The sequence below is a fragment of the Stenotrophomonas sp. TWI587 genome (assembly GCF_039674145.1).
GTDB lineage: Bacteria > Pseudomonadota > Gammaproteobacteria > Xanthomonadales > Xanthomonadaceae > Stenotrophomonas > Stenotrophomonas maltophilia_AY.
Genome location: NZ_JBDJMW010000008.1, coordinates 25,823 through 48,151 on the forward strand (window position 1 = coordinate 25,823; position 22,329 = coordinate 48,151).

Below are 22,329 nucleotides of genomic sequence, written 5' to 3' on the forward strand. Positions count from 1 at the left end.
CGAGTATGCGGGCAAATCCTCGATGCATGCCAGCGAGGATTTCAAACCGCTTGCCCGCGGCCTTTGCCACGCCGTTCAGCCACCCACTGGCAGCCTCGGCCCATCCCCAGCCGTTGGAGTCCTGCCATGTCCCCCCGTCATCTGTTGTGGCTGGCCCTGTTGCCTGCCGTGTCCGCCTTCGCCGCCGAAACCCCCGAACTGCAGCGCGCCGCCGGCACACCGCAGGCGGTAGGTGCGGCCCACACGCTGCGCCAGATTCCCGAAGCCTGCGCGCGGCTGGAAGGCGTGTTCACCGGTGAGGCGGCACAGCCCTACAAGTTCGCGGTGGTCCGCACCAGCGAGCAGTGCCAGCCGCGTGCGCGCTTCGTTGATTACGACAAGGCGCAGCCGAGCGAAGCCAAGGGCTGGAAGCTCAATGATGTGATCCGCGTGCCGAATGCGTCGTGCCCGGCGCAGCAGGCAGTGGTGCGCGTGTGGCGGATGCCGGTCACCACCAAGCCGGAACTCGATGGGCAGGGCCAGTCGCGCATCTACCTGGAAGACGCCAAGAAGCAGGCGGCTGCCGGCAAGATCGCGCAGGTGCCGATGTTCGCCGCGCAGATGAAGGTCGAAGGCAAGGCCTGCAACTGATCTGACCACGTACCGTTAGTGCCGGCCAGCGGCCGGCACTAACGGGTCGATTACGCTTCGAAGGCGGGCAGCTTCTTCTTCACCGCCACGTTCTTCAGCGTCACGTACTTCGGCAACCCGTCGGGCCCGTAGGGCAACGGGGCTTCCCCCTTGATCAGCGGGGCGAGATAGGCGCGGGCCTTGTCGGTGATGCCGAAGCCATCGCGGCGGATGAAGCCGGCCGGCATCTTCTTCTCGTGATTGGCCACCTTGTGCAGCGGGGCTGCCTCGATCTTCCAGCGATAGGGCGTGTCGCTGGTGCGCACGATCACCGGCATCACCGCGTTCTGGCCCTTCAGCGCGAACTGCACCGCTGCCTTGCCCACCGCCTGCGCCTGTTCCCAGTCGGTCCTGGAGGCCAGGTGGCGCGCCGAGCGCTGGAGGTAGTCGGGCAGGGTCCAGTGGACCTTGTAGCCCAGCCCATCCTTGACCCGCGCGGCCAGCTGCGAAGCCACGCCACCGAGCTGGGTATGCCCGAACGAATCGGTGCCGCCGCCGGCATCGGCGACGAAGCGGCCGTCGGCGGTCTGGATGCCTTCGGAAGCGACCACCACGCAGTAGCCCACGCGCTCGACCACCTGTTTGACCTTGGCCAGGAACGCGGCCTCGTCATAGGCGCGCTCGGGCAGCAGGATGATGTGCGGGGCGTCGTCGGCGCCCTGGCCGGCCAGGCCCGCGGCGGCGGCCAGCCAACCGGCGTGGCGGCCCATCGCCTCGTAGACGAACACCTTGGTCGAGGTCTCTGCCATCGCGGCCACGTCCAGCGCGGCTTCGCGCACGGAGACGGCGGTGTACTTGGCGGCCGAGCCGAAGCCCGGGCAGGTATCGGTCACGGCCAGATCGTTGTCGATGGTCTTGGGCACACCGATGCAGGTCAGGTCGTAGTCGAAAGCCTTGGCCAGCTGGGAGACCTTCCAGGCGGTATCGGCCGAATCGTTGCCGCCGTTGTAGAGGAACCAGCGTACGTCATGGGCACGCAGGACCTCGAGCAGGCGCTCGTACTTGGCCCGGTCGGCCTCCAGCGATTTGAGCTTGTAACGGCACGAGCCGAACGCGCCGCCGGGGGTGTGGGCGAGGGCGGCGATGGCGGCCGTGGTCTCCCTGGAAGTGTCGATCAGGTCTTCGCGGAGCGCGCCGAGGATGCCGTTGCGCGCGGCCAAGACCTTGATTCCTTTGGCCCTGGCCGTGCTGATGACCGCCGAGGCGGTGGCATTGATAACGGCAGTGACGCCACCTGACTGGGCGTAGAGGAGGGTACCTTTGGACATGGTTCGACCTTGGTCTGGGGGGACGGACATTGCAGAGACATTACCCGGATGGGGTAAAGTGCGCGTATTGCGGTGCAGCGTGATTGTGGACATTCCCGGGGCGCGCGCCCTCCGTTTTCTTACCAAGTTGGAGTCAGGTTGATGCGATTGGTTCTGTTGGGACCGCCCGGTTCGGGCAAGGGGACACAGGCGACGCGCCTGAAGGAACATCTTTCGATTGCGCACATTTCCACCGGTGATCTGCTGCGGGCCGAAGTGGCCGCCGGCACCGAGCTGGGCAAGCAGGCCAAGGCCGTGATGGATGCCGGCAATCTGGTGTCCGACGACATCCTGCTGGGCATGCTCGAGTCGCGCCTGGGCCAGGACGATGTGGCCAATGGCTTCATCCTCGACGGGTACCCGCGTAACGTGGCCCAGGCCAACGCGCTGGACACCCTGCTGGCCAAGATCGGCCAGCCGCTGGATGCCGTGGTGCAGCTGGACGTGCCGACCGAACTGCTGGTCGAGCGTATCGCCGGCCGTGCGGCCGAACAGGGCCGTGCCGATGACAATCCCGAATCCGTGCGCCAGCGTCTGCAGGTCTACAACGACCAGACCGCGCCGGTGGTGGATTTCTATGCCGGCCGCGGCACGCTCGCACGCGTGGATGGCGTGGGCGAACTGAACGATGTGGAAGCGCGCATCCGCGCCGCGATCCAGGCCTGAGCCCGTCGGTGCCGCTACGGCGGCACCGCACCCGCACCGCATGTGCAGGGCCCGCAAACACACACGCCCGGCCCCCGAAGGGACCAGGCGTGTGGTTTGAAGGTGCCAGCGAGCGGGCTTGCTCAGAGCCCCGCAGCATGAGCCCCCCTGGGGATGGCCTCTTGGGGAGTAGGACCAATGGGGTACTGCGGCTGGCCGAGACAATTGTGTCCGTCTTCACAGTACGGCGCTATCGGGAATTCCCCGACACCCCGCTGGACTTTTCTTATAGTCGACTAGGAGTTGTCTGACGGCGATCTCCATCGGCGATGGTGATCGGCGACAATCGTACGCATGAGCACGATCCACATCCTTGGCATTGCAGGCACTTTCATGGGCGGCGTGGCCGCACTGGCGCGCGAGAAGGGCCATACGGTCCGCGGCAGCGACCAGGCGATCTATCCGCCGATGTCCACCCAGCTCGAACGCCTGGGCATCGCCCTGGATCCGGGCTACCGCGCCGACAGCGTGGCGCCGGACTGCGACGAGGTGGTGATCGGCAATGCGCTGTCGCGTGGCAATCCCGCCGTGGAAGCGGTGCTGGATGCCGGCCAGCGCTATATCTCCGGCGCCCAGTGGCTGTCCGAACAGGTGCTGCCGGGCCGCGACACGCTGGCCGTCGCCGGCACCCATGGCAAGACCACCACCACCACCATCCTGACCTGGCTGCTGCACAGCGCCGGGCGGGAACCGGGCTTCCTGATCGGCGGCGTGGCCGAGGATTTCGGGGTCTCCGCGCGCGTCGGCAGCGGCCGTGAGTTCGTGGTCGAGGCCGACGAGTACGACACCGCGTTCTTCGACAAGCGCAGCAAGTTCGTGCACTACCGGCCGCTGGTGGCGATCCTCAACAATCTTGAATACGACCACGCCGATATCTTCCCGGACGTGGCCGCGATCCAGCGCCAGTTCCACCACCTGATCCGCACCGTGCCCGCGCGCGGGCGACTGATCGTCAATGGCGAGGATGCCTATCTCGCTGAGGTACTGGCGATGGGCTGCTGGACCCCGGTGGAGCGCTTCGGCTTTGATCCCGCGCTGGAATGGCACGCCGAGCTGGTGGAGGCCGACGGCAGCGTGTTCGTCGTGCACCACCGCGGCGAGCGGGTCGGTGAAGTGCGCTGGTCGCTGCTCGGCCGGCACAATGTCCTCAACGGGTTGGCCGCCCTCGCTGCGGCGCATGCGGTCGGCGTCGAGCTGGCCACGGTGATCCCGGCGCTGGCCGCGTTCCGCAGCGTCAAACGCCGGATGGAAGTGATCGGCCAGGCACGCGACATCACCCTCTACGATGATTTCGCCCACCACCCCACCGCGATCCGCACGACGCTCGATGGCCTGCGTGCCAAGGTCGGTGATGCCCGCATCGTGGTGGCGATGGAGCCGCGCAGCAATTCCATGCGGCTGGGTGCACACGCGCAGGCGCTGGCGCCTTCGCTGGACGGTGCCGACGCGGTGGTGTTCCTGCACCGCCCCGAGCTGGCCTGGGATGCGGCCAGCGTGATCGCCGCCGTGCGGGGCGAAGCGCATGCCGTGCCGGACACCGATGCCTTGCTGGCCCAGCTGGGCGCGATCGCCGCCCCGGGCGACCATGTGGTGTTCATGTCCAACGGCGGTTTCGATGGGGCGCCGCGCCGCTTCCTGGCGCAGCTGCAGAAACCCTGAGTACCGCCGGCCATGACCGATACCGCTTCGCTGCCCCTCTTCCCGCTGCACACCGTGCTGCTGCCCGGCGCTGCGCTGGGCCTGCGGGTATTTGAACGCCGCTACCTGGACATGCTGCGCGAATGCAGCCGTGCGGGTACAGCCTTCGGTGTCTGCCTGATCCTGGACGGTGAGGAGATCGGTGCGCCGGCGTTGCCGGCCGCCTATGGGGTCGAAGCGCGGATCGAGGATTTCGACGTGGGCGCCGATTGCGTGCTGGTACTGCGCCTGCGCGGCCAGCGCCGCTTCCATGTGGATCGGACCCGCGTACGCGACAACGGGCTGATCATCGCCGAGGTGACCTGGTGCGCCGCCGACAGCGACGACGAACTGCAGCCCGAACATGCACTGATGGCCACCGTGCTGGAGCACATCATCGAACAGGCCGGTGCGGCGTTCGCCCCGGTCAGCCCGGCGCAGATGGAGCAGGCCAGCTGGGTCGGCTGGCGCCTGGCCGAGCTGCTGCCGCTGCAGGACGCGCAACGCCTGCAACTGCTGCAACACGATGATCCGCACCAGCGCCTGCAGGCACTGCTGGACTGGATGCCGTAACGCGCGGTCCCGCCCCGCGTTGCGCCTCTAGTCCGGGCAACCCCGGCGCTGCATCACTGGGCCGGAGGCATGCGCACGCGCAGCACCGGCATCTCGGTTTCCGGATGGGTATCCACCTGTTGTGGCAGGCCATCCAGTGCCTGGCGGACCGCATTGAGCGACGGGTCGATGCCGCGCATCGGCCGCCACATCCCGATCAGCTTGAAGTGCTGCTGGTAGTGCAGGGTCTGGGCACTGCCCAGCCACAGCGGTTCGTTGTCCGGCGCCGCCAGGCGTGCCGGTGCCGGCCACAGGCGCAGGGCGAAGATTTCATTGGGTGCATTGCCCGCACGCAGCATCAGCAGCGATTCGACCTGCGTATCCAGCGTGGCCGGCAGCACCGGTACCGTGTCCTTGTCGGAGGACTTGTCGAGCATCAGCAGCGCCTGCTCCCAGCCGGCCTGCGGCTGCACGCGCCAGCCCTGGCTTTCCAGCCGGCGCTGCAACGGGGCCAGCGGACCGGCCACCTGCACATCCAGCGGCCAGCGCTGATCGTCATCGAACTCATTGCGGCGCGACGGCAGGTTCTGCCACTCGGTCGTCCACCAGGCCTGGGCATCCAGCGGTGCCGGGGTCGGCTGGGCCGGCTCGAAGCGCGCCAGCTTCACCGGGATGTTGCGCGGGGCATACCAGAGCGCCGCCACGGCGAAGGTGCCGTAGAACAGCCATGCCACCGGCTTGACCCAGAACGAGCGGTTGAACCGGCGGCGGTAGGCGATGCCCAGCACCAGCAGCCAGAACAGACCGAACAACATGCCGCCGATCACATCACTCAGCCAATGCGCGCCGAGGTAGATGCGGGCGAAGCCGATCAGGCTGACGATGATGCCCGACAGCAGGTAAGGCCATACACGGGTACGCCCCGGCAGTTCGCGGGCGATCAGCACCGCGAAGAACCCGAAGGTGATCGTGGCCATCGTGACCGAGACGGACGGGAAGCCGAAGCCACTGCTCGCATCCGGCGGGCGGACCACGTCCACCGTCGCACCGAGCAGCTTGCACAGCGCCAGGCCGAAGGCGAGCGCGGCCAGCCAGTGTGCGGCCGCCATCCAGCGGCGACGCCAGAGCAGGTAGCCCATGCCGGCCGCCGTGGCCGGCAGCAGGACCTGCCAGGCCCCCAGCGAGGCCAGCGCGGCCATCGGGTAATCGGCCAGTGGATTGCGCAGGGCCAGCATCGCGTGATGCACGGCCAGATCCACCATCAGCGGTTCGCCGTGCGCGACCACGGCCATCAGCAAGGCGAACCAGCCCCAGCCCAGCAACAGCAGCATCACGGCCAGCATCGCCAGCGGCACCGATTCACGGCGCTGCGGATCGAACACCGCCACTGAATAACGGCCCAGGGTCGGGTGGCGCTGTGACCAGTCCAGCAGGCTGGCCAGCCAGCTGTCCATGCGCGAGGCCGACCAGCGGTAGCCATACAGCACGATTGCCCAGACCAGGCCCATGATCACGCCCAGCAGGGCCAATACCATCACCAGCCGGCCGGCGACCGCAGCGACGGCGTCATACGCCTCGCCGAGCACCCAGCCGGGCGCCAGGAACAGGACGGCCCAGGACAGACTGGCGATGCCGCTGGCCTGGATGTAGCGCGACAGCGGCATCTTCATCATGCCGGCGATGGCCGGCACGAACGGACGGATCGCGCCGACATAGCGCGCCACCAGGATGCTCTTGAAAGCATTGCGGCGGAACATCGTCTCGCCACGGTCGAGCAGCTGCGGGTATTTGCTGAAGGGCCAGAAGCCGCGCAGGCGATCGCCCCAGCGGCGGCCGATCCAATAGCTGATGCCGTCACCGGCAAACGCCCCCAACGCGGCGCACGCCACCGCGTACGGCCCGGAGATCTGGCCCAGGCCGATGAACACACCCACGGCGAACAGCAGCGGCAACGCGGGCACGATCGCGCCCAGCACGATGACGGCATCGCAGAAGGCGATGAGGAAAATGACCGCACCGGCAAGCACGGGGTGAGCTGAGATCCACGCAAGCGTGGCATCGATCCATGACGAGTCCATCGGGGGATTATAGAGGGGGCAAAGTGACTGACTGCCCGCCAGACGCCGGGAATGTGCGGCATCTGCAGTGAATGAACGCGATCACCCGCCTAGAATGGCGGCATGACACGTCCTGCCGACCCCGCGCCGACCGCCCTCAAAGCCGACAGTTTCGGCCGCATCCTGCTGATGGAGGAAGACGGCCAGCGCTTCGTGCGCCGTGATCTGGAGGCCACGCCCTGGTGGCTGCGGCTGCCGGCGTGGTGGCTGGCCCGGCGCGAGGCGCGCGCGCTGGCACATCTGGATGGCATGCCCGCCACGCCGCGGCTGCTGGGCTGGAACGGGCGCTGGCTGGACCGCAGCTTCATGGCCGGTGATGCCATGTACCAGCGTCCGCCGCATGGCGACCTGGCCTACTTCCACGCGGCCCGACGTCTGCTGCAGCAGGTGCATCGCCACGGCATCGCACACAACGACCTGGCCAAGGAGGCCAACTGGCTGGTGCGCGAGGACGGCTCGCCGGCCTTGATCGATTTCCAGCTGGCGGTGATCGGCGATCCGCGCTCACGCTGGATGCGCCTGCTCGCCCGCGAAGACCTGCGCCATCTGCTCAAGCACAAGCGCATGTATTGCAGGCAGTCGCTGACCCCGGTGGAAAAGCGGCTGCTCAAGCGCACCTCATGGGTGCGCGATCTCTGGTTCCGTACCGGCAAGCCGGTCTACCGCTTCGTCACGCGGAAAATCCTGCACTGGGAAGACAACGAAGGGCAGGGCCCCAAGCCGTGAGCGCAGGCGGCGCGCACTCGCCGCAATGACCGGGCGAGCGGCCGGCTGACGCTGACCACGCGCAGGTGATCAGCGCAGATCGAGGATCTGCTTCCCGCTGAAGCGGCGCTCCGCATCGAAATCGTAGGCGACCCGCAGCATCCCATCGTCCGCGCAGGCGTGACAGGTACGCATCGGTGCGCTGTAGATCAGGCGCACGCCCCCGTTGGGCAGCGCTTCGCTGCCGCCGGCCTCGGCCGGTGCGAACGGTGTGGCCTCCGGGTGCGCATCCAGGAACGGCTTGACCGTGGCGTCGGCGCGCGACATCTCCGGCAGAACATCCGCATCCACATCCACCGTGTGTCCGGCGCTGTCGACCAGCAGCGTGCCTTCATTGGTATTGGCGCGGAACGGATACTCGATGGTGGCGATGCCCACGCCGTCCTGGTTTCGCCATGCACTCACATAGCCGGGGTTGCCCTGCGCGCCCAGTTGATGCGCTGCCGCGATCGCCTGGGGACTGGCCTTGGCGGCCTGCATGGCCTTGGCCAGGCAATCATCAGCCACCGGTGCCTGGCCTCGGCAGGCATCCACCTCACCATCCCAGATCGCCGCGTCGCTGAAAGGCGAGACGCCACCGGCGGTGCCCGGCACCGTGGCGGCTGCCGACGTGGCGGATGCAGCCGGGTCGCCGGCAGGCTGGCAGGCCGCAACACTCAGCACCAGGGCCAACGCGGTCAGGGGAAGGCGGATCGCCGTCATGTCGCTGATTCCATGCAGAACGGAAGCAGTCAGTATCGACGCCGCGCATGAATCCGGCGTGTGCGCCAGGGCGGCATAATGCGGGTCCATTGCAATCGCACCGAAGGAACCCGCGCATGGCCAGTCTGCAAGGCAAGACCCTGTTCATCACCGGCGCCTCGCGCGGGATCGGCCTGGCCATCGCGCTGCGTGCGGCGCGCGACGGCGCCAATGTCGCCATCGCCGCCAAGTCGTCCGTGCCCAACCCCAAGCTGCCGGGCACGATCCACAGCGCGGCCGAGGCAGTGAACGCCGCGGGCGGGCAGGGGCTGGCGCTGAAGTGCGACATCCGTGAGGAGGACCAGGTGCGCGCGGCGGTCGCCGCCACGGTCGATACCTTCGGCGGCATCGACATCCTGATCAACAACGCCAGCGCGATCTGGCTGCGCGGCACGCTGGATACGCCGATGAAGCGCTTCGACCTGATGCAGCAGGTCAATTCGCGCGGCAGCTTCCTGTGCGCGCAGGCCTGCCTGCCGCATCTGCTGCAGGCGCCCAACCCGCACATCCTGACGCTGGCACCGCCGCCGACGCTTGATCCGAAGTGGTGGGGCCCGCACACCGGCTATACCCTGGCCAAGATGGGCATGAGCTTCGTCACCCTCGGCCTGGCGGCCGAGTTCGGCCCGCAGGGCGTGGCGGTCAATGCACTGTGGCCACGCACGGTGATCGCCACCGATGCGATCAACATGATTCCCGGTGTGGACATTGCAGGCTGCCGCACGCCGGCGATCCTGGCTGACGCCGCGCATGCGGTGCTATGCCGCGACGCGACCGGTTTCAGCGGGCAGTTCCTGCTGGATGACGAGGTGCTGGCGCAGGCCGGCATCACCGATCTGAGCGGCTACGCCGTCGATCCGTCGCGTCCGCTGATGCCGGATCTGTTCCTGGAGTGATACGCGGCTGGCGCGTGCGATGACAGCGGCTGCACACCTCCGGCTGCTATGGTGCGTCCCCCCATTGGTATGGACACTCGCATGTCATCTCGCACACGGACCGCGCCGCTCGCCGCCGCCATCGCTTTGATCACTCTGCTCGGCGCCTGCAGCAAGGGCCCGGGCAGCGTCGCCGATACCCAGGGCGTGGAGAAGGTGAACGCCTACATCGCCTGCTTCAACGCCGTCGAACAGCCGATCCACGAAGGCTTCCAGCAGTACATCGGCTGGATGCAGGATCCGGAGGCCGGCCCGACCGGCAATGAGAAGAATGTGCGTGGGCCGGGTACGGTGTTGTCGCATCGTGTGGAGGCGTGCAACGCCCCGATGGTCGCCGCGCTCGCGATGACGCCGGCCGAGCCCGCACTGGATCCGGCGGCAAGCGCTTACCAGAAGACCTTCGTCGACCTGTACGCCCTGATCGAGCAGGCCGACCGTTACTACAGCCGTGAGGACTACCTGCGCGATGACCATGCCGGAATGCGCAGCCAGCATGCGCCGTTGATGAAGGCATACATGGCCTTCTTCGATGCAGGCACCGCGCTGGATGCCGCGCTGGAAAAGCGTGAAGACGAACGCCGTGCCGAACAGCTCCAGGAGATTGAAGCTTCCGAAGGCCGCTCGATGGCGTACTACCAGATCAAGATCCTCGATGATGGCAAGCAGCTCACGCAGCTGCTCAACAGCGAGACGCCCGATCTGGCGGTGGCACGCACCCAGCTCGCCGCGTTCCAGGCGCTGCTGCAGCAGGCGCAGGATGACAAGATCGGCAAGGGCGATGCGATGTGGGGGCACGTGGAGCGCGCAGCCGATGCGCTGGCCCGCGATGCCGGCCGCCGTATCGAGCGCGTCGAGTCAAAGAAGCCGTACACCCGCAGCGAGCAGATGCTGATGGAGAGCGGTGGGCGGATCAGCAACCCGCAGGGCTCGGCCGAAGCCTTGCTGGTCAGTTACAACGATCTGGTCGACATGAGCAACCGCCTGGCCCAGACCAGCGGCGCACGCTGATCAAATATTGAAGGCCGGTGGCAGTTTGTCGCCGCAGTGGCGGCAATGCACGGCGTCCGGTTCGTGGCCTTCCAGCCCGCAGTGCGGGCAGCCGCGCGCATCCCGGCGTGCGGCATGCTCGGCATCGCGCATGGTGTTGGCCAGTTCGGCGGTGTAAATGCCGGTGGGTACGGCGATGATGCTGTAGCCGATCAGGATCAGCACCGAGGTGACGAAGCGGCCCAGCACGGTCTGCGGCACGATGTCGCCGAAGCCCACCGTGGCCATGGTCACCACCGCCCAGTACATGCTGCTGGGGATGCTGGTGAAGCCGTGGTTGGGGCCTTCAATCACGTACATCATGGTGCCGGCGATGATGGTGATGGTGATCACCGTGAACAGGAACAGCAGCACCTTGCGGCGGCTGCGCCACAGCGACTCCATCAGTACGCCGCTTTCTTCGATGTAGCGGGTCAGCTTGAGGATCCGGAACACCCGCAGGATGCGCAGCGCGCGCACCACCAGCAGGCTCTGCGCGCCGGGGATGAACAGCGACAGGTAGGTCGGCAGGATCGAGGCCAGATCGATGATCCCCCAGATGCTGAATGCGTAGCGCAGCGGGCGTTTGACCACGACCAGCCGCAACATGTACTCAGCGGTGAACAGCACCGTGAAAACCCATTCCAGCACGTAGAGCCCGTCGGCATAGGCCGCATGGAAGCGCTGCACGCTGTCGAACATGACCACCACCACGCTGGCGATGATCGCGTAGACCAGCAGCAGGTCGAAATTGCGCGAGGGCCGGGTGTCGTGGCGGTAGATGATGTCGAACCACTGGCGGCGCCAGCCGGCCTCGGTCGCGGGGTTGAGCTGGGGGGCGGTGAACGGTCGCATGGGGCGCATTGTGCCCCACCGGCCCAAAGCGCGAGAATGGCATCTTTCCTGAGCCGTTGACTGCCATGACTGCCGCTGCCACCGATCCGCTGTTGTCCCTGTCGCATTACTACCTGCCGGTCTACAAACCGCGCCAGGTGGTGCTCGAACGCGGCCAGGGCGCGCGCGTCTGGGACAACCAGGGCCGTGAGTTCATCGACCTGGCCGCCGGCATCGCCGTCTGTGGCCTGGGCCATAACGATCCGGACCTGACCGCGGCGCTGATCGAGCAGGCCGGCAAGCTGTGGCACACCAGCAACGTGTTCTACAGTGAGCCGCCGCTGCGCCTGGCCGAGGAACTGGTCACCGCCTCGCGTTTCGCCGAGCGCGTGTTCCTCTGCAACTCCGGTGCTGAAGCCAACGAAGTGGCGATCAAGCTGGTCCGCAAGTGGGCCTCCTCGCTCGGCCGCCCGGCGCACCAGCGCGTGATCGTGACCTTCCGCGGCAGCTTCCACGGGCGCACCCTGGCTGCGGTGACCGCCACCGCCCAGCCGAAGTACCAGGAAGGCTACGAGCCGCTGCCCGGTGGCTTCCGCTATGTCGATTTCAACGACGAGGTACAGCTGGAAACCGCGATGGCCGCCGGCGACGTCGCGGCGGTGATGCTGGAGCCGATTCAGGGCGAGGGCGGGGTGATGCCGGCCAAGCCGGGCTTCCTCAAGCGGGTGCGCGAGCTGTGCGACCAGCACAACGCGCTGGTGGTGCTGGATGAGATCCAGGCCGGCATGGGCCGCACCGGCACGCTGTTCGCGCACTGGCAGGACAACATCACACCGGACATCGTCACCCTGGCCAAGGCACTGGGCGGCGGCTTCCCGATCGGCGCGATGCTGGCCGGCCCGAAGGTGGCCGAGGTGATGCAGTTCGGCGCGCACGGCACCACCTTTGGTGGCAATCCGCTGGCGGCGGCCGTCGCCCGGGTGGCGCTGCGCAAGCTGTCCTCGCCGGAGATCGCGCACAACGTGAGCCGTCAGTCGCAGGCGCTGCGCGATGGTCTCGGCAAGATCAACGACGAGTTCAAGGTGTTCAGCCAGGTCCGTGGCCGCGGCCTGATGCTGGGCGCGGTGCTGGACAAGGATTTCGCCGGCCAGGCCGGTCCCATCCTGGATCACGCCGCCGAGCACGGCCTGCTGACCCTGCAGGCTGGCCCGGACGTGCTGCGCTTCGTGCCGTCGCTGAACATCACCGACGAAGAGATCGCCGAAGGCCTGAAGCGTCTTCGCGCGGCCGTGCAGTCGTTCATCGCGACGCGCTAGCCAACGGCGGTAGAGCCGACCAACGGTCGGCTCTACGGCAGGGCGTACCGCTTGATGATCTTGCCGAACGCGCGGCTGTCCGCCGCGGTCTCCGCCTGCAGGCCGGCCAGCCGTGCCCCGCGCACGTTGACGAACAGGTCATCGATGAACAGCGTGCGCTCGGCACGCGCGCCCAGCAGCCCCACCGCCTGCGTGAATATCGCCGGATCCGGCTTGCGTCCGCCCAGCGCACCGCTGCACAGGATGCGGCCGTGCAGAGCATCGGCCAGTGTCGGCAGCAGCTGCGGAATCGTCTGGGCCATCAGGGCCCCATTGTTGGTCAGGATGCCGATCGGCAGTGTCTGCGCGATGCGTGCCACGCGTTCGATGACGCCAGTTTCCGGTGTGCATGCCGCGATGCGCGCGGCCTGCCACTGCGCGATGCTGATCGTGGCCTGCAGCGCATCGCCCAGTTGCTGCAGGTAGGCGTCGGTCGCCATGCCGCTGTCGTAGGCGCGTTCCAGCCCACTGTCGAACAGCGCCGCCTGCACCTGCGCCGCACTGCAGCCGATGCTCGCGGCCAGGTGGCGCACACGCAGATGCCGCGCATAGCGCACCAGTACGCCATCGAAATCCAGCAGCACGCACTCGATCACACGCGGCATGGGGCAGTCTCGTCCAGGTCCAGGGCTGACCGTAACCCAGCCAGTGCCTGCGCTGCGACATCGCGTCGCACGTCGCCTGCACGGGCGGTCACTAGAATCGCGGGGACTGCCTGATGGAGATCGCCTTGAAACTGCTTGCCCCCGTGTTGCTCGCTGGCCTGATGCTGGCCCCGGCCGCCCATGCGCGCGTCTGCGCGATCGCCATCGACAGCACCGACCAGATGAGCTTCAGCCAGAAGGAACTCAAGGTCGCCGCCGATTGCACCCAAGTCAAACTGACCCTGCGCCACACTGGCAAGCTCGCCGCAACCGCGATGGGCCACAACTGGGTACTGACGCGCACCGCCGATTACCAGCCGGTCGCGATGGCCGGCATGCGCACGACGCTGGCCGACAGCTACCTGCCCAAGGGCGATGCCCGCGTGCTGGCGCACACGCCGGTGATCGGCGGTGGCCAGAGCACCAGCGTCACCTTCTCCACCGCCAAGCTGACCAAGGGCGGTGACTACACCTTCTTCTGCTCGTTCCCCGGCCACTTTGCCATGATGAAGGGCCGCTTCGTATTCGGTTGATTAACAGGGACGGAGGTAGTTATTAACTACCTCCGTCCCTGTTATTTGATCAGCCCTTGACGACCTTGAACGCTTCGCGGGCGGCGTCGAGCGTCGCATCAATGATGCTGTCGTCGTGGGCGCTGGACAGGAAGCCGGCTTCATACGCAGAGGGGGCCAGGAACACGCCGCGCTCCAGCATCGCGTGGAAGAAGGTGTTGAACGCGGCGATGTCGCACGCGGTAGCCTGCGCGTAGGTCTCCACCTTCTGATCGGTGAAGAACAGGCCGAACATCGCGCCGACTTGGGTGGTGGTCACGGCAACGCCCGCGTCTGCCGCCGCAGCCTCCAGCCCCGCACACAGGCGTGCTGCAGCAGCGCTCAGGCGATCATGGAAGCCCGGTTCCTGCACCAGCTCGAGCATCGCCAGGCCTGCGGCCATCGCGACCGGATTGCCGCTCAGCGTGCCCGCCTGGTAGATCGGGCCGGCCGGGGAAATCTGCGACATCAGTTCGCGACGACCACCGTAGGCGCCCACCGGCATGCCGCCGCCGATGATCTTGCCGAAGGTGGTCAGATCCGGAGTGACGCCGTAATGCGCCTGCGCGCCGCCTAGCGCCACGCGGAAGCCGGTCATCACCTCATCGAAGATCAGCACCGTGCCGTACTGCGTGCACAGCGCGCGCAGGTGCTGCAGGTAGCCTTCGCGCGGCGGAATGCAGTTGGCGTTGCCGACCACCGGCTCGATGATCAGCCCGGCGATGTGCTCGCCCTGTTCGGCGAACAGCGCGGTGGCCGCCTCGAAATCGTTGTACGGCAGGGTCAGGGTGAGTTCGCTCAGGCCGGCGGGAACGCCCGGCGAGGTCGGCACGCCCAGGGTCAGCATGCCGCTGCCGGCCTTGACCAGGAACGAGTCGCCGTGGCCGTGGTAGCAGCCTTCGAACTTGACGATGCGGGTGCGGCCGGTGGCGCCGCGTGCCAGCCGGATCGCCGACAGCGTGGCCTCTGTGCCGGAGTTGACCATGCGCACCATCTCGCAGGACGGCACCAGCCGGGTCAGGGTCTCGGCCATGGTCACTTCGGCTTCGCACGGCGCGCCGAACGACAGACCATTACCGATCGCCTGCTTGACCGCCTGGCGCACCGCGGTGTGATTGTGGCCGACGATCATCGGGCCCCAGGAGCCGACGTAATCGATGTAGCGGTTGTCGTCCACGTCATACAGGTAGGGGCCGTCGGCGCGCTTGACGAAGAACGGCTCGCCGCCGACCGACTTGAACGCGCGCACCGGCGAGTTGACGCCACCCGGCAGCAGCTTCTGGGCGCGGGTGAACAGGGCGTGGGACTGGTCGTGGTTCATGCGGGTTCCTGGAAGCAATCGAGGTAGGCGTGCAGCGTGGCGACCGGATCGGGTGCGGCGTACACGCTGCTGATGACGGCGATCAGATCGGCGCCGGCAGCGATGAGCGGTGCCACATTGTCCGGCGTCAGCCCGCCAATCGCCACCCGCGGCAGCCCGAGTGCGGCGCTTTGCCGCAGCAGGTCGGGCGTGGCGCGGCGGGTGGTGGCCTTGCTGTTGCTGGCGAAGAAGGCGCCAAAGGCGAGGTAGCTGGCACCGGCGGCGGCGGCGCGTTCGGCACGCGCATGATCGTCGTAGCAGGAGATGCCGATGATGGCGGTCGGGCCGAGCAGGGCGCGCGCGGCGGCGATCCCTTCATCGTCCTCCCCCAGGTGCACGCCGGCTGCACCGACCGCCTGGGCCAGCGCGGGGTCGTCATTGATGATCAGCGGAGTGGCGTAGCGGGCGCACAGCGCCTGCAGGGCCTCGGCCTGTGCGCGGCGCAGCGGGGCATCGGCCGTCTTGTTGCGGTACTGCAGCAGGGTGACGCCGGTGGCCAGCAGCGGCGCGGTACGCGCCAGCAGACGGGCGGTATCGGGCTCGTCCGGGGTGATCAGGTAGACGCCGCGCGGCGGCGTGGGGGCTGAAGCGTGATTCATCAATGGCTACCGGTAGTGCAACGGGAGTGGGACAATGCGGGCTGTCTGCCCTTGTCCCACCGTGATTATCCGATGACCGACGCTACCGCCACCACCTTCCGCACCTGGATGTGCGTTGTCTGCGGGTTCCTGTACAGGGAAGAGGACGGCCTGCCGGAAGAAGGCATCGCGCCGGGCACGCGCTGGGAAGACATTCCCGATACGTGGACGTGCCCGGACTGCGGCGTGACCAAGGATGATTTCGAGATGGTCGAAGTCGACTGAGCAACGCCCGGACGCCATCGCCCGGGTGCGCGTCTTGGTGCGCTCAATGCAGGCGCGGCACCACGCCACCGAGGCCGACCAGCTTCTCGCGCACGAATTGTGCGTCGCTGGCCTTGGCATTGCGCTTGAGATACAGCCCCAGGTCGCTGCGCGCACCGGCCTCGTAATCCAGCTGCAGGTAGGCCATGCCGCGGTCACGCAGGGCATCGTCCTGTTCCGGCGCCAGCTTCAGCAGGCGGTCGGCACTGCGCGCGGCGCGGTCCCATTCCCCCCGTTCCACGTACACGCCATGCAGGTTGCGCAGCATCCGCATCAGGATCGCGCGTGCCGGCGCCGGATCCAGGATCTGGGCCAGCACATCGTCGTCGGGGACTTCCCCGCCCAGGTGTGAGCGCGCGCGTTCGCGCAGTTCTTCCACGCCAAGCGGGCGGCCGCCGTTGAACGGGTCCATCACCAGCACCCCGTCATTGAGCGGCAGGCGCACCAGGAAATGCCCGGGGAAGGACACCCCGTCCAGCGGGATGCCAAGCCGGCGCGAGACTTCCATCTGCACCAGTGCGAGCGAGATCGGGTTGCCCAGGCGCCGTTCGAAGACCTGGTTCAGATAGCTGTTGCGCGGGTCGTAGTACTCGCCGTGGTCGCCGCTGTAGCCCAGCTCGTCGAACAGGTGGCGGTTGACCGCGGCAATCTTCAGCGGCCACATGTCGATCGTGGCGATCTCGGTGCGCAGGTGGTCAGCGTGGCTCTGCAGGACCGCCTCGTAGACGGCCGGGTCCAGGTCCGGGTATTCGTCCCGGGCGATCAGCAACGCGGTCGGCAACAGCGGCAGCGCCTCGTCATCCAGCTCGGCCAGTGAGTCCCACGTCGGCAATGTGATCTGCCCCTGCATGGGACAAGACTGGCGACAAACGCGCCGCGATTCAAGGGCGCGGCGCGTTTATCCGGACAGTTTTATTTACCGTCGGCGATGCCGGGACCGAACGTGAGCTCGGTGCCGTCTTTGAGCGCCATCTTTTCGGCCTGCCCGGCATTGAGTTCCAGCACGTAGCGGGCCGGCTCGCTGCTGGGGTAAGGCGGGCAACGATCACCGGCCGAACACGGCGGCACATCGCGCTGCTGGCTGACCAGGCGGCGCTGCGCATCGAAGTACAGGATGTCCAGGGCGATCTTGGTGTTCTTCATCCAGTACGCCTGCAGCTCTTCGCGTTCGTGGATGAACAACATGCCGTGATCCTCGGGCATCTGGTCGCGGAACATCAGCCCGCGGGCGCGGGTGTCGTCGTTGGTGGCCAGCTCAACGTGGTAACGGTTGCCGTCCAGCTCCACCCAGTGGCGGGCGTTGGTGCTGGCGCAGCCGGTCAGGGTGAACAGCAGGAGCAGGGGCAGCAGGCGCAACAGGGACATGGGCGTACCTCGTTGGGGTGGCCGGCGCACGGGCCGGCCACGGGGTCAGATCACGATCGGCGGCTCACCGCCGATGATCACCACATCGGCCGGGCGGCGCGCGAACAGGCCAACGGCGACCACGCCCGGCAGCTGGTTGAGCTCGCGCTCCAGCTTGACCGGGTCGGTGATCTCCAGGTGGTGGATGTCCAGGATCACGTTGCCGTTGTCGGTGACCACGCCCTCGCGCCAGGTCGGCTGGCCGCCGGTCATGTCCATGATGCGGCGGGCGACCAGGCTGCGGGCCATCGGGATCACTTCCACCGGCAGCGGGAACTTGCCCAGCACCTTGACCTGCTTGCTCGGGTCGATGATGCACACGAAGCGTTCGCTGGCCTCGGCGATGATCTTCTCGCGGGTCAACGCGGCGCCGCCGCCCTTGATCAGGTTCTTGTTGCCGTCGCACTCGTCGGCCCCGTCCACGTACAGCGACAGGTTGCCGGTATGGTTGAGCTCGAGCACCTCGATGCCGTGCTGCTTCAGGCGTGCGGTGCTCTGGTCCGAGCTGGACACGGCGCCCTTGATGCGGTGCTGGATCCTGGCCAGGGCATCGATGAAGTAGGCCACGGTGGAACCGGTGCCGACCCCGACGATCATGCCGTCTTCGACGTATTCAATGGCTTTTTCAGCGGCCAGGCGCTTGGCTTCGGACATGGCGGGCAACTCTTGGAGGGAAGGGGGTCAGTGTTTTTCCAGCGACAGCAGCAGCTTCCACTGCGCGGCAGTCACCGGGAGGATCGAGAGGCGGTTGCCGCGCGCGGTCAGCGGGAATCCTTCGCCCAGCGCATCGGCGTGCAGCTTGATCTCGTCCAGCGAAATCGTGTCGCGCAGTTTGCGCTCGAAGGCCACGTCCACCAGCATCCAGCGCGGTTCTTCGCGGGTTGCCTTGGCGTCGTAGTAATCGGATCCGGGATCGAACTGGGTGTCGTCCGGATACGCCTCGCTGGCGACCGTTGCCAACCCGACGATGCCCGGCACCTTGGTGTTGGAGTGGTAGAACATCACCCCGTCGCCGACCTTCATGCCATCGCGCATGAAGTTGCGCGCCTGGTAGTTGCGCACGCCGTTCCAGGGCTCACGGCCCACGCGCTGCAGATCATCGATGGAAAAGGCGTCCGGTTCGGACTTCATCAGCCAGTAGCGCTTGCGTGCGGTCATGCGTGGATTTATCGCGGTAGGTGCCGGCCATCGGCCGGTACAGGAACAAGGGTGGTCGCGTCGGTGCAGATCGCATCCACCGCGACGTCCCACGGGTGTACCGGCAGATCATCGACCTGCTGGACCGAGAAGCCGACCCCGACCAGCCACGGCGGCGCCGGGCGCTGGTGGCGGAATGCGAAGCTGCGATCATACCAGCCGCCTCCCATGCCCAGCCGGCGGCCGTGTGCGTCGAAACCAACCAGCGGTGCGACGACCATCGCCATCTGTTCCGGCGCGAGGGTGTCTTCCAGCGGAAGGTCGGGTTCGGGAATGCCGAAGCGGTTGGTGGTCAGTGCCTGCCCGGGCCGCCACGGCGCGAAGCGCAGCGTTTTCTCGTGCAGGACCGGCAGGCAGTAGGTGAGTCCGGGAGGCAGCTGCATCTGCCAGCGGTGCAGTGCGATCTCGCCATCCATCGCCCAGTAGCCGGCGACGTGGCCCTGCGCAGGCGCGAAAGAAAGGGCGAGCAGGCCATCGGCCAGGTGGTCGGCGGCGGCCAGGCGCACGGCGGCGGGGAGATCACGGCGGCGTTGGCGCAACTGCTGGCGCAGTGCGGAGCGCGGGTCGGTCATGCCTGGGTCCGGAGCGTGCGGGGGAAGCGGATAAAACAAGAGCGACGTCCCATGGGAACGCCGCTCTTGCTGGAATATTGCATTCTCCGCCGTGACGATGCATGCGAAACGACCTTGAACCCGGGGTTCAAGTGGGTACGCTGGGGTTCCATCGGGCTTCCCGCTACAAGGCGGACTTGCACTCCCGGCGCCGTCGCGCACCCGTGGTCGTAATTAAGGGACAAGGCGAATGTTTGCACACGCCGTCGTTCACAGCAGAGAACGCGACGAGGATTATAGCCCTCTTGTGCGATTCGACCAGTCCGTTCGTCGGCCCAATTGCATGTCAATTCAGATCGATGAAGGCCGCGCGATGCACGTGTGTAATCAAACACCGCGTGGAACCGATGCGTGGATCAACCTGCGCCGTCAAACGCCCGATCCAGGCGCCGATTCAGATCGCTCAGGGTCTGCTGCAGCGCGATCGCCTGCCGGGCGTGCTCGTCGCGCAGCTGCTGCAGCTCGTGGGCCAGGTTCAGCGCGGCCAGCACCGCGACGCGGTCCACCGCGGCCATCCGGTTGCTCCCCCGGATCTCGCGCATCTTGGCGTCCAGCAGGCGGGCGGCGGCGGTGAGGCTCTCGCGCTCCTCGGCGCCCACGCCCACCGTGTATTCACGATCCAGGATGCGGACACTGACCGGTTCGGTCTGGCTCATGTGTGCTGCTCCAGGGATTTGAGGCGGGTGATCATCGCTTCGACCCGGGAGCGGGCCTGCTCGTTCTTGGCCAGCAGCTGGGAGCGCTCGCCGACCAGTTGCTCCTGCTGGTGGCGCAGGCTGCGGTTTTCCTCGGCTAGGCGCTGGTTGCGCTCAAGCAACGCCTCCACCCGGGCGGCGAAGGCCTGCAATTGGGCGATGGCATCGGCGGGTTCCATGTCCGGCACGATAGGCAAGGGCAGATGGGCCGGTCAAGCGAATATTGCCGGGGCCTGCCGACGGTCGGCCCCGCGGCGCAGGGACGGGCCCCGCAGACGCCCGCCGCAACCCGGCGGACACGGACGGATTGCTACACTGTCGCGCTCACAAACCGTAGTGATCGGCTGCGGTGGCACCTTTATCTGATCGAGCCCCAAGATGACCGAACTCCCGAGTGTCGACGACGTAAACCAGGCCAGCCAGGCCCTGGGCCTGGGCGCCAGCGCCGCTGAACTGCACGGCGGCCTGTGCGGCTGGCTGTCCGCCGGCGGTGCGCCGGTGCGTGAATGGCCGGCCCGCGTGCTGGCCGATGACAACCTGCCGACCCCGGCCGAAGGTGACGCCCTGGCGCGCCTGCTCGATGCCAGCGTGGCGCAGATGGAAGACCGCGATTTCGCGTTCGAACTGCTGCTCAGCGATGCCACCGATACCGCTGCGCAGGCCGATGCCCTGTTCACCTGGGCACGTGCGTTCCTGGGCGGCTTCGGGCTGGGCTCGGGCCAGAACCGCCCGGCGTTGTCCGAAGAAGGGGATGAGGCCCTGACCGATCTGGCCAAGCTGGCCCAGGCCTCCAGCGAAGACTTCGAAAGCGGCAACGACGATGACGAAGACGCGCTGGCCGAGATCGAAGAGTTCATCCGCGTGGCGGTGCTGCTCCTGCACGGCGACTGCGTCATGGCCGCGCGCCATCGGCAGCGTCTGAACTGAGATGGATATCCGGCAGCTGACCGGCATCTCCGCCGCCGAATACACACGTCGCCGCCAGCAGTTGATGGAGATGGCCGGCGATGACGCGATCCTGGTGCTGCCGGCCGCGTCCGAGCGGGTGCGCAGCCTGGATACGCATTACCCGTTCCGCCAGGACTCGGACTTCTGGTACCTGAGCGGCTTCCCGGAACCGGAGGCCGTCCTGGTCCTGATTCCGGGCCGCCGGCATGGCGAGGTGATCCTGTTCTGCCGCGAGCGCGACGCCGACCGCGAAGCCTGGGACGGCGCGCGCGCCGGCCAGGAAGGGGCGGTGTCCCGGTACGGTATGGACGATGCCTACCCGATCGACGATCTGGACGACATCCTGCCCGGCCTGCTGGAAGGGCGCTCGCGGGTGTACTACCACTTCGGCCGCGATGCCGAGTTCGATCTCAAGCTGATCGGCTGGGTCAACCGGGTGCGCTCGCAGGTGCGCCATGGCGCGCAGCCGCCGCATGAATTCCTGGAGCTGGGCCACCTGCTGCACGAGCAGCGGTTGTTCAAATCGACGGCGGAAATCGCGCTGATGCAGCGCGCGGCCGACATCAGCGTGCAGGCCCACCGTGCCGCGATGCACGTGGCCACGCCCGGCATCCACGAGTACGAACTGCAGGCCGATCTGGAGCGCGTGTTCCGGGCCAATGATGCGTGTGCGGCGTACAGCAGCATCGTCGGTGCCGGTGCCAACGGCTGCATCCTGCATTACCGCGACAACAATGCGCGCTCGCAGGATGGCGAGCTGGTCCTGATCGATGCCGGTGCCGAGTACCGCGGGTACGCCAGTGACATCACCCGGACCTTCCCGGTCAACGGTCGCTTCAGCACCGAACAGCGCGCGCTGCATGATCTGGTCGGTGCGGCGCAGGCCGCGGCGCTGGCCCAGGCCCGGCCGGGCAATGCGTACGAAGCCGGCCATCTGGCCGCGGTGGAAACCCTGACCGAAGGTCTGCTGCGGTTGGGCCTGCTCAAGGGCACGCTGGAAGAGAACATCGCCCAAGCGCATTACCAGCGTTTCTACCGGCACAAGACCGGGCACTGGCTGGGCCTGGACGTGCACGACGTGGGCGATTACCGGTTGGCGGGGGATTCGCGGATGTTGGAGCCGGGCATGGTGTTCACCATCGAGCCGGGCCTGTATGTCTCACCGGATGACCGCAGCGTGGACGCGCGCTGGCGTGGCATCGGCATCCGCACCGAAGATGATGTGCTGATCACCGAGGACGGCCATCAGGTGCTGACCGCTGCGTTGGCGCGCAGTGCCGATGAGATCGAAGAAGCGATGGCCAGGCGCTGATCCGCTTTAGGGTAGAGCCACC

26 protein-coding genes and 1 other RNA gene are annotated in these 22,329 nt (G+C 67.2%); 12 read left to right on the top strand and 15 right to left on the bottom strand.

What is annotated here, in order from left to right:
* The first annotated feature begins 126 nt into the window (after positions 1-126).
* A complete protein-coding gene (locus tag ABE464_RS13880; protein ID WP_346472449.1) occupies positions 127-630 on the top strand; it encodes a hypothetical protein in 504 nt (167 codons plus the stop codon).
* A gap of 50 nt (positions 631-680) precedes the next feature.
* Here ABE464_RS13880 and ABE464_RS13885 read toward each other — a convergent pair whose 3' ends face one another.
* Positions 681-1,937 carry a 6-phosphofructokinase gene (locus ABE464_RS13885; protein WP_346472450.1) on the bottom strand — a complete coding sequence of 419 codons (1,257 nt, stop codon included), beginning with the start codon at positions 1,935-1,937 and terminating at the stop codon, positions 681-683.
* A 141-nt stretch (positions 1,938-2,078) separates the two neighbouring features.
* Here ABE464_RS13885 and ABE464_RS13890 point away from each other — a divergent pair, with 141 nt between their 5' ends.
* The 3 genes from ABE464_RS13890 (at position 2,079) to ABE464_RS13900 (ending at position 4,931) form a co-directional block, all read left to right on the top strand.
* Positions 2,079-2,642 (top strand): adenylate kinase, encoded by a 564-nt coding sequence (locus ABE464_RS13890; protein WP_259259244.1) that lies wholly within the window; start codon positions 2,079-2,081, stop codon positions 2,640-2,642.
* A 333-nt stretch (positions 2,643-2,975) separates the two neighbouring features.
* Positions 2,976-4,340: a UDP-N-acetylmuramate:L-alanyl-gamma-D-glutamyl-meso-diaminopimelate ligase gene (gene mpl / locus ABE464_RS13895; RefSeq protein WP_346472451.1), complete on the top strand. Its 1,365-nt coding sequence runs from the start codon at positions 2,976-2,978 to the stop codon at positions 4,338-4,340.
* Positions 4,341-4,352: 12 nt separating this feature from the next.
* Complete coding sequence (locus tag ABE464_RS13900; RefSeq protein WP_346472452.1) at positions 4,353-4,931, top strand: LON peptidase substrate-binding domain-containing protein; 579 nt, start codon at positions 4,353-4,355, stop codon at positions 4,929-4,931.
* A 53-nt stretch (positions 4,932-4,984) separates the two neighbouring features.
* On the opposite strand, the gene ABE464_RS13905 is transcribed toward ABE464_RS13900, so the two are convergent.
* Positions 4,985-6,988, bottom strand: coding sequence for a VTT domain-containing protein (locus ABE464_RS13905; protein WP_346472453.1), 2,004 nt, complete (start codon positions 6,986-6,988; stop codon positions 4,985-4,987).
* Between the two features lie 102 nt (positions 6,989-7,090).
* Here ABE464_RS13905 and ABE464_RS13910 point away from each other — a divergent pair, with 102 nt between their 5' ends.
* Entirely contained in the window at positions 7,091-7,753 is a 663-nt protein-coding gene (locus tag ABE464_RS13910; RefSeq protein ID WP_346472454.1) for a serine/threonine-protein kinase, read from the top strand.
* A 69-nt stretch (positions 7,754-7,822) separates the two neighbouring features.
* Here the strand turns inward: ABE464_RS13910 and ABE464_RS13915 are convergent, their stop codons facing one another.
* The gene (locus ABE464_RS13915) at positions 7,823-8,494 is read right to left on the bottom strand and encodes a hypothetical protein (RefSeq protein ID WP_346472455.1); all 672 of its coding nucleotides are present in this window, start codon (positions 8,492-8,494) and stop codon (positions 7,823-7,825) included.
* Between the two features lie 116 nt (positions 8,495-8,610).
* On the opposite strand from ABE464_RS13915, the gene ABE464_RS13920 reads away from it, so the two are divergent.
* Both ABE464_RS13920 and ABE464_RS13925 read left to right on the top strand, forming a co-directional pair.
* Positions 8,611-9,429 (top strand): NAD(P)-dependent oxidoreductase, encoded by an 819-nt coding sequence (locus ABE464_RS13920; RefSeq protein ID WP_346472456.1) that lies wholly within the window; start codon positions 8,611-8,613, stop codon positions 9,427-9,429.
* An 81-nt stretch (positions 9,430-9,510) separates the two neighbouring features.
* Positions 9,511-10,476: a YiiG family protein gene (locus ABE464_RS13925; RefSeq protein ID WP_346472457.1), complete on the top strand. Its 966-nt coding sequence runs from the start codon at positions 9,511-9,513 to the stop codon at positions 10,474-10,476.
* On the opposite strand, the gene ABE464_RS13930 is transcribed toward ABE464_RS13925, so the two are convergent.
* Positions 10,477-11,349: an ion transporter gene (locus ABE464_RS13930; protein WP_346472458.1), complete on the bottom strand. Its 873-nt coding sequence runs from the start codon at positions 11,347-11,349 to the stop codon at positions 10,477-10,479. It abuts the gene before it with no gap.
* 65 nt (positions 11,350-11,414) lie between these two features.
* On the opposite strand from ABE464_RS13930, the gene ABE464_RS13935 reads away from it, so the two are divergent.
* Complete coding sequence (locus ABE464_RS13935; protein ID WP_346472459.1) at positions 11,415-12,644, top strand: acetylornithine transaminase; 1,230 nt, start codon at positions 11,415-11,417, stop codon at positions 12,642-12,644.
* 32 nt (positions 12,645-12,676) lie between these two features.
* On the opposite strand, the gene ABE464_RS13940 is transcribed toward ABE464_RS13935, so the two are convergent.
* The gene (locus ABE464_RS13940; RefSeq protein WP_346472460.1) at positions 12,677-13,288 is read right to left on the bottom strand and encodes an HAD-IA family hydrolase; all 612 of its coding nucleotides are present in this window, start codon (positions 13,286-13,288) and stop codon (positions 12,677-12,679) included.
* A 113-nt stretch (positions 13,289-13,401) separates the two neighbouring features.
* Between ABE464_RS13940 and azu the strand changes: the two genes are divergently transcribed.
* Positions 13,402-13,860: an azurin gene (azu, locus tag ABE464_RS13945; protein ID WP_346472461.1), complete on the top strand. Its 459-nt coding sequence runs from the start codon at positions 13,402-13,404 to the stop codon at positions 13,858-13,860.
* Between the two features lie 49 nt (positions 13,861-13,909).
* Here azu and hemL read toward each other — a convergent pair whose 3' ends face one another.
* Positions 13,910-15,199, bottom strand: a complete 1,290-nt coding sequence (hemL, locus tag ABE464_RS13950) for a glutamate-1-semialdehyde 2,1-aminomutase (RefSeq protein WP_346472462.1) — start codon at positions 15,197-15,199, stop codon at positions 13,910-13,912.
* Positions 15,196-15,837, bottom strand: a complete 642-nt coding sequence (thiE, locus tag ABE464_RS13955; protein WP_346468585.1) for a thiamine phosphate synthase — start codon at positions 15,835-15,837, stop codon at positions 15,196-15,198. The genes hemL and thiE overlap by 4 nt, the downstream gene beginning before the upstream one ends.
* A 72-nt stretch (positions 15,838-15,909) precedes the next feature.
* Here thiE and ABE464_RS13960 point away from each other — a divergent pair, with 72 nt between their 5' ends.
* A complete protein-coding gene (locus tag ABE464_RS13960; protein WP_037553342.1) occupies positions 15,910-16,101 on the top strand; it encodes a rubredoxin in 192 nt (63 codons plus the stop codon).
* A 43-nt stretch (positions 16,102-16,144) separates the two neighbouring features.
* Here the strand turns inward: ABE464_RS13960 and ABE464_RS13965 are convergent, their stop codons facing one another.
* The 8 genes from ABE464_RS13965 to ABE464_RS14000 all read right to left on the bottom strand — a co-directional run bounded on the left by ABE464_RS13965 (position 16,145) and on the right by ABE464_RS14000 (position 20,226).
* A complete protein-coding gene (locus tag ABE464_RS13965) occupies positions 16,145-16,990 on the bottom strand; it encodes a tetratricopeptide repeat protein (RefSeq protein WP_346472463.1) in 846 nt (281 codons plus the stop codon).
* A gap of 62 nt (positions 16,991-17,052) precedes the next feature.
* Entirely contained in the window at positions 17,053-17,505 is a 453-nt protein-coding gene (locus ABE464_RS13970) for a DUF192 domain-containing protein (RefSeq protein WP_123730294.1), read from the bottom strand.
* A 45-nt stretch (positions 17,506-17,550) separates the two neighbouring features.
* The gene (rpiA, locus tag ABE464_RS13975) at positions 17,551-18,198 is read right to left on the bottom strand and encodes a ribose-5-phosphate isomerase RpiA (protein WP_346472464.1); all 648 of its coding nucleotides are present in this window, start codon (positions 18,196-18,198) and stop codon (positions 17,551-17,553) included.
* A 27-nt stretch (positions 18,199-18,225) separates the two neighbouring features.
* Positions 18,226-18,702, bottom strand: a complete 477-nt coding sequence (locus ABE464_RS13980; protein WP_313213073.1) for an EVE domain-containing protein — start codon at positions 18,700-18,702, stop codon at positions 18,226-18,228.
* A gap of 8 nt (positions 18,703-18,710) precedes the next feature.
* Positions 18,711-19,313, bottom strand: coding sequence for a 5-formyltetrahydrofolate cyclo-ligase (locus tag ABE464_RS13985; RefSeq protein WP_346472465.1), 603 nt, complete (start codon positions 19,311-19,313; stop codon positions 18,711-18,713).
* A gap of 79 nt (positions 19,314-19,392) precedes the next feature.
* Positions 19,393-19,577: non-coding RNA, 6S RNA (gene ssrS, locus ABE464_RS13990), on the bottom strand.
* A gap of 131 nt (positions 19,578-19,708) precedes the next feature.
* Positions 19,709-20,008: a cell division protein ZapA gene (locus ABE464_RS13995; RefSeq protein WP_123730298.1), complete on the bottom strand. Its 300-nt coding sequence runs from the start codon at positions 20,006-20,008 to the stop codon at positions 19,709-19,711.
* Positions 20,005-20,226 (bottom strand): TIGR02449 family protein, encoded by a 222-nt coding sequence (locus ABE464_RS14000; RefSeq protein WP_346472466.1) that lies wholly within the window; start codon positions 20,224-20,226, stop codon positions 20,005-20,007. Before ABE464_RS14000 ends, ABE464_RS13995 begins: the two co-directional genes overlap by 4 nt.
* Before the next feature lie 199 nt (positions 20,227-20,425).
* On the opposite strand from ABE464_RS14000, the gene ABE464_RS14005 reads away from it, so the two are divergent.
* Positions 20,426-20,974 (top strand): UPF0149 family protein, encoded by a 549-nt coding sequence (locus ABE464_RS14005; RefSeq protein WP_346472467.1) that lies wholly within the window; start codon positions 20,426-20,428, stop codon positions 20,972-20,974.
* 7 nt (positions 20,975-20,981) lie between these two features.
* Positions 20,982-22,307 (top strand): aminopeptidase P N-terminal domain-containing protein, encoded by a 1,326-nt coding sequence (locus ABE464_RS14010; protein ID WP_346472555.1) that lies wholly within the window; start codon positions 20,982-20,984, stop codon positions 22,305-22,307.
* Positions 22,308-22,329: the final 22 nt, after the last annotated feature.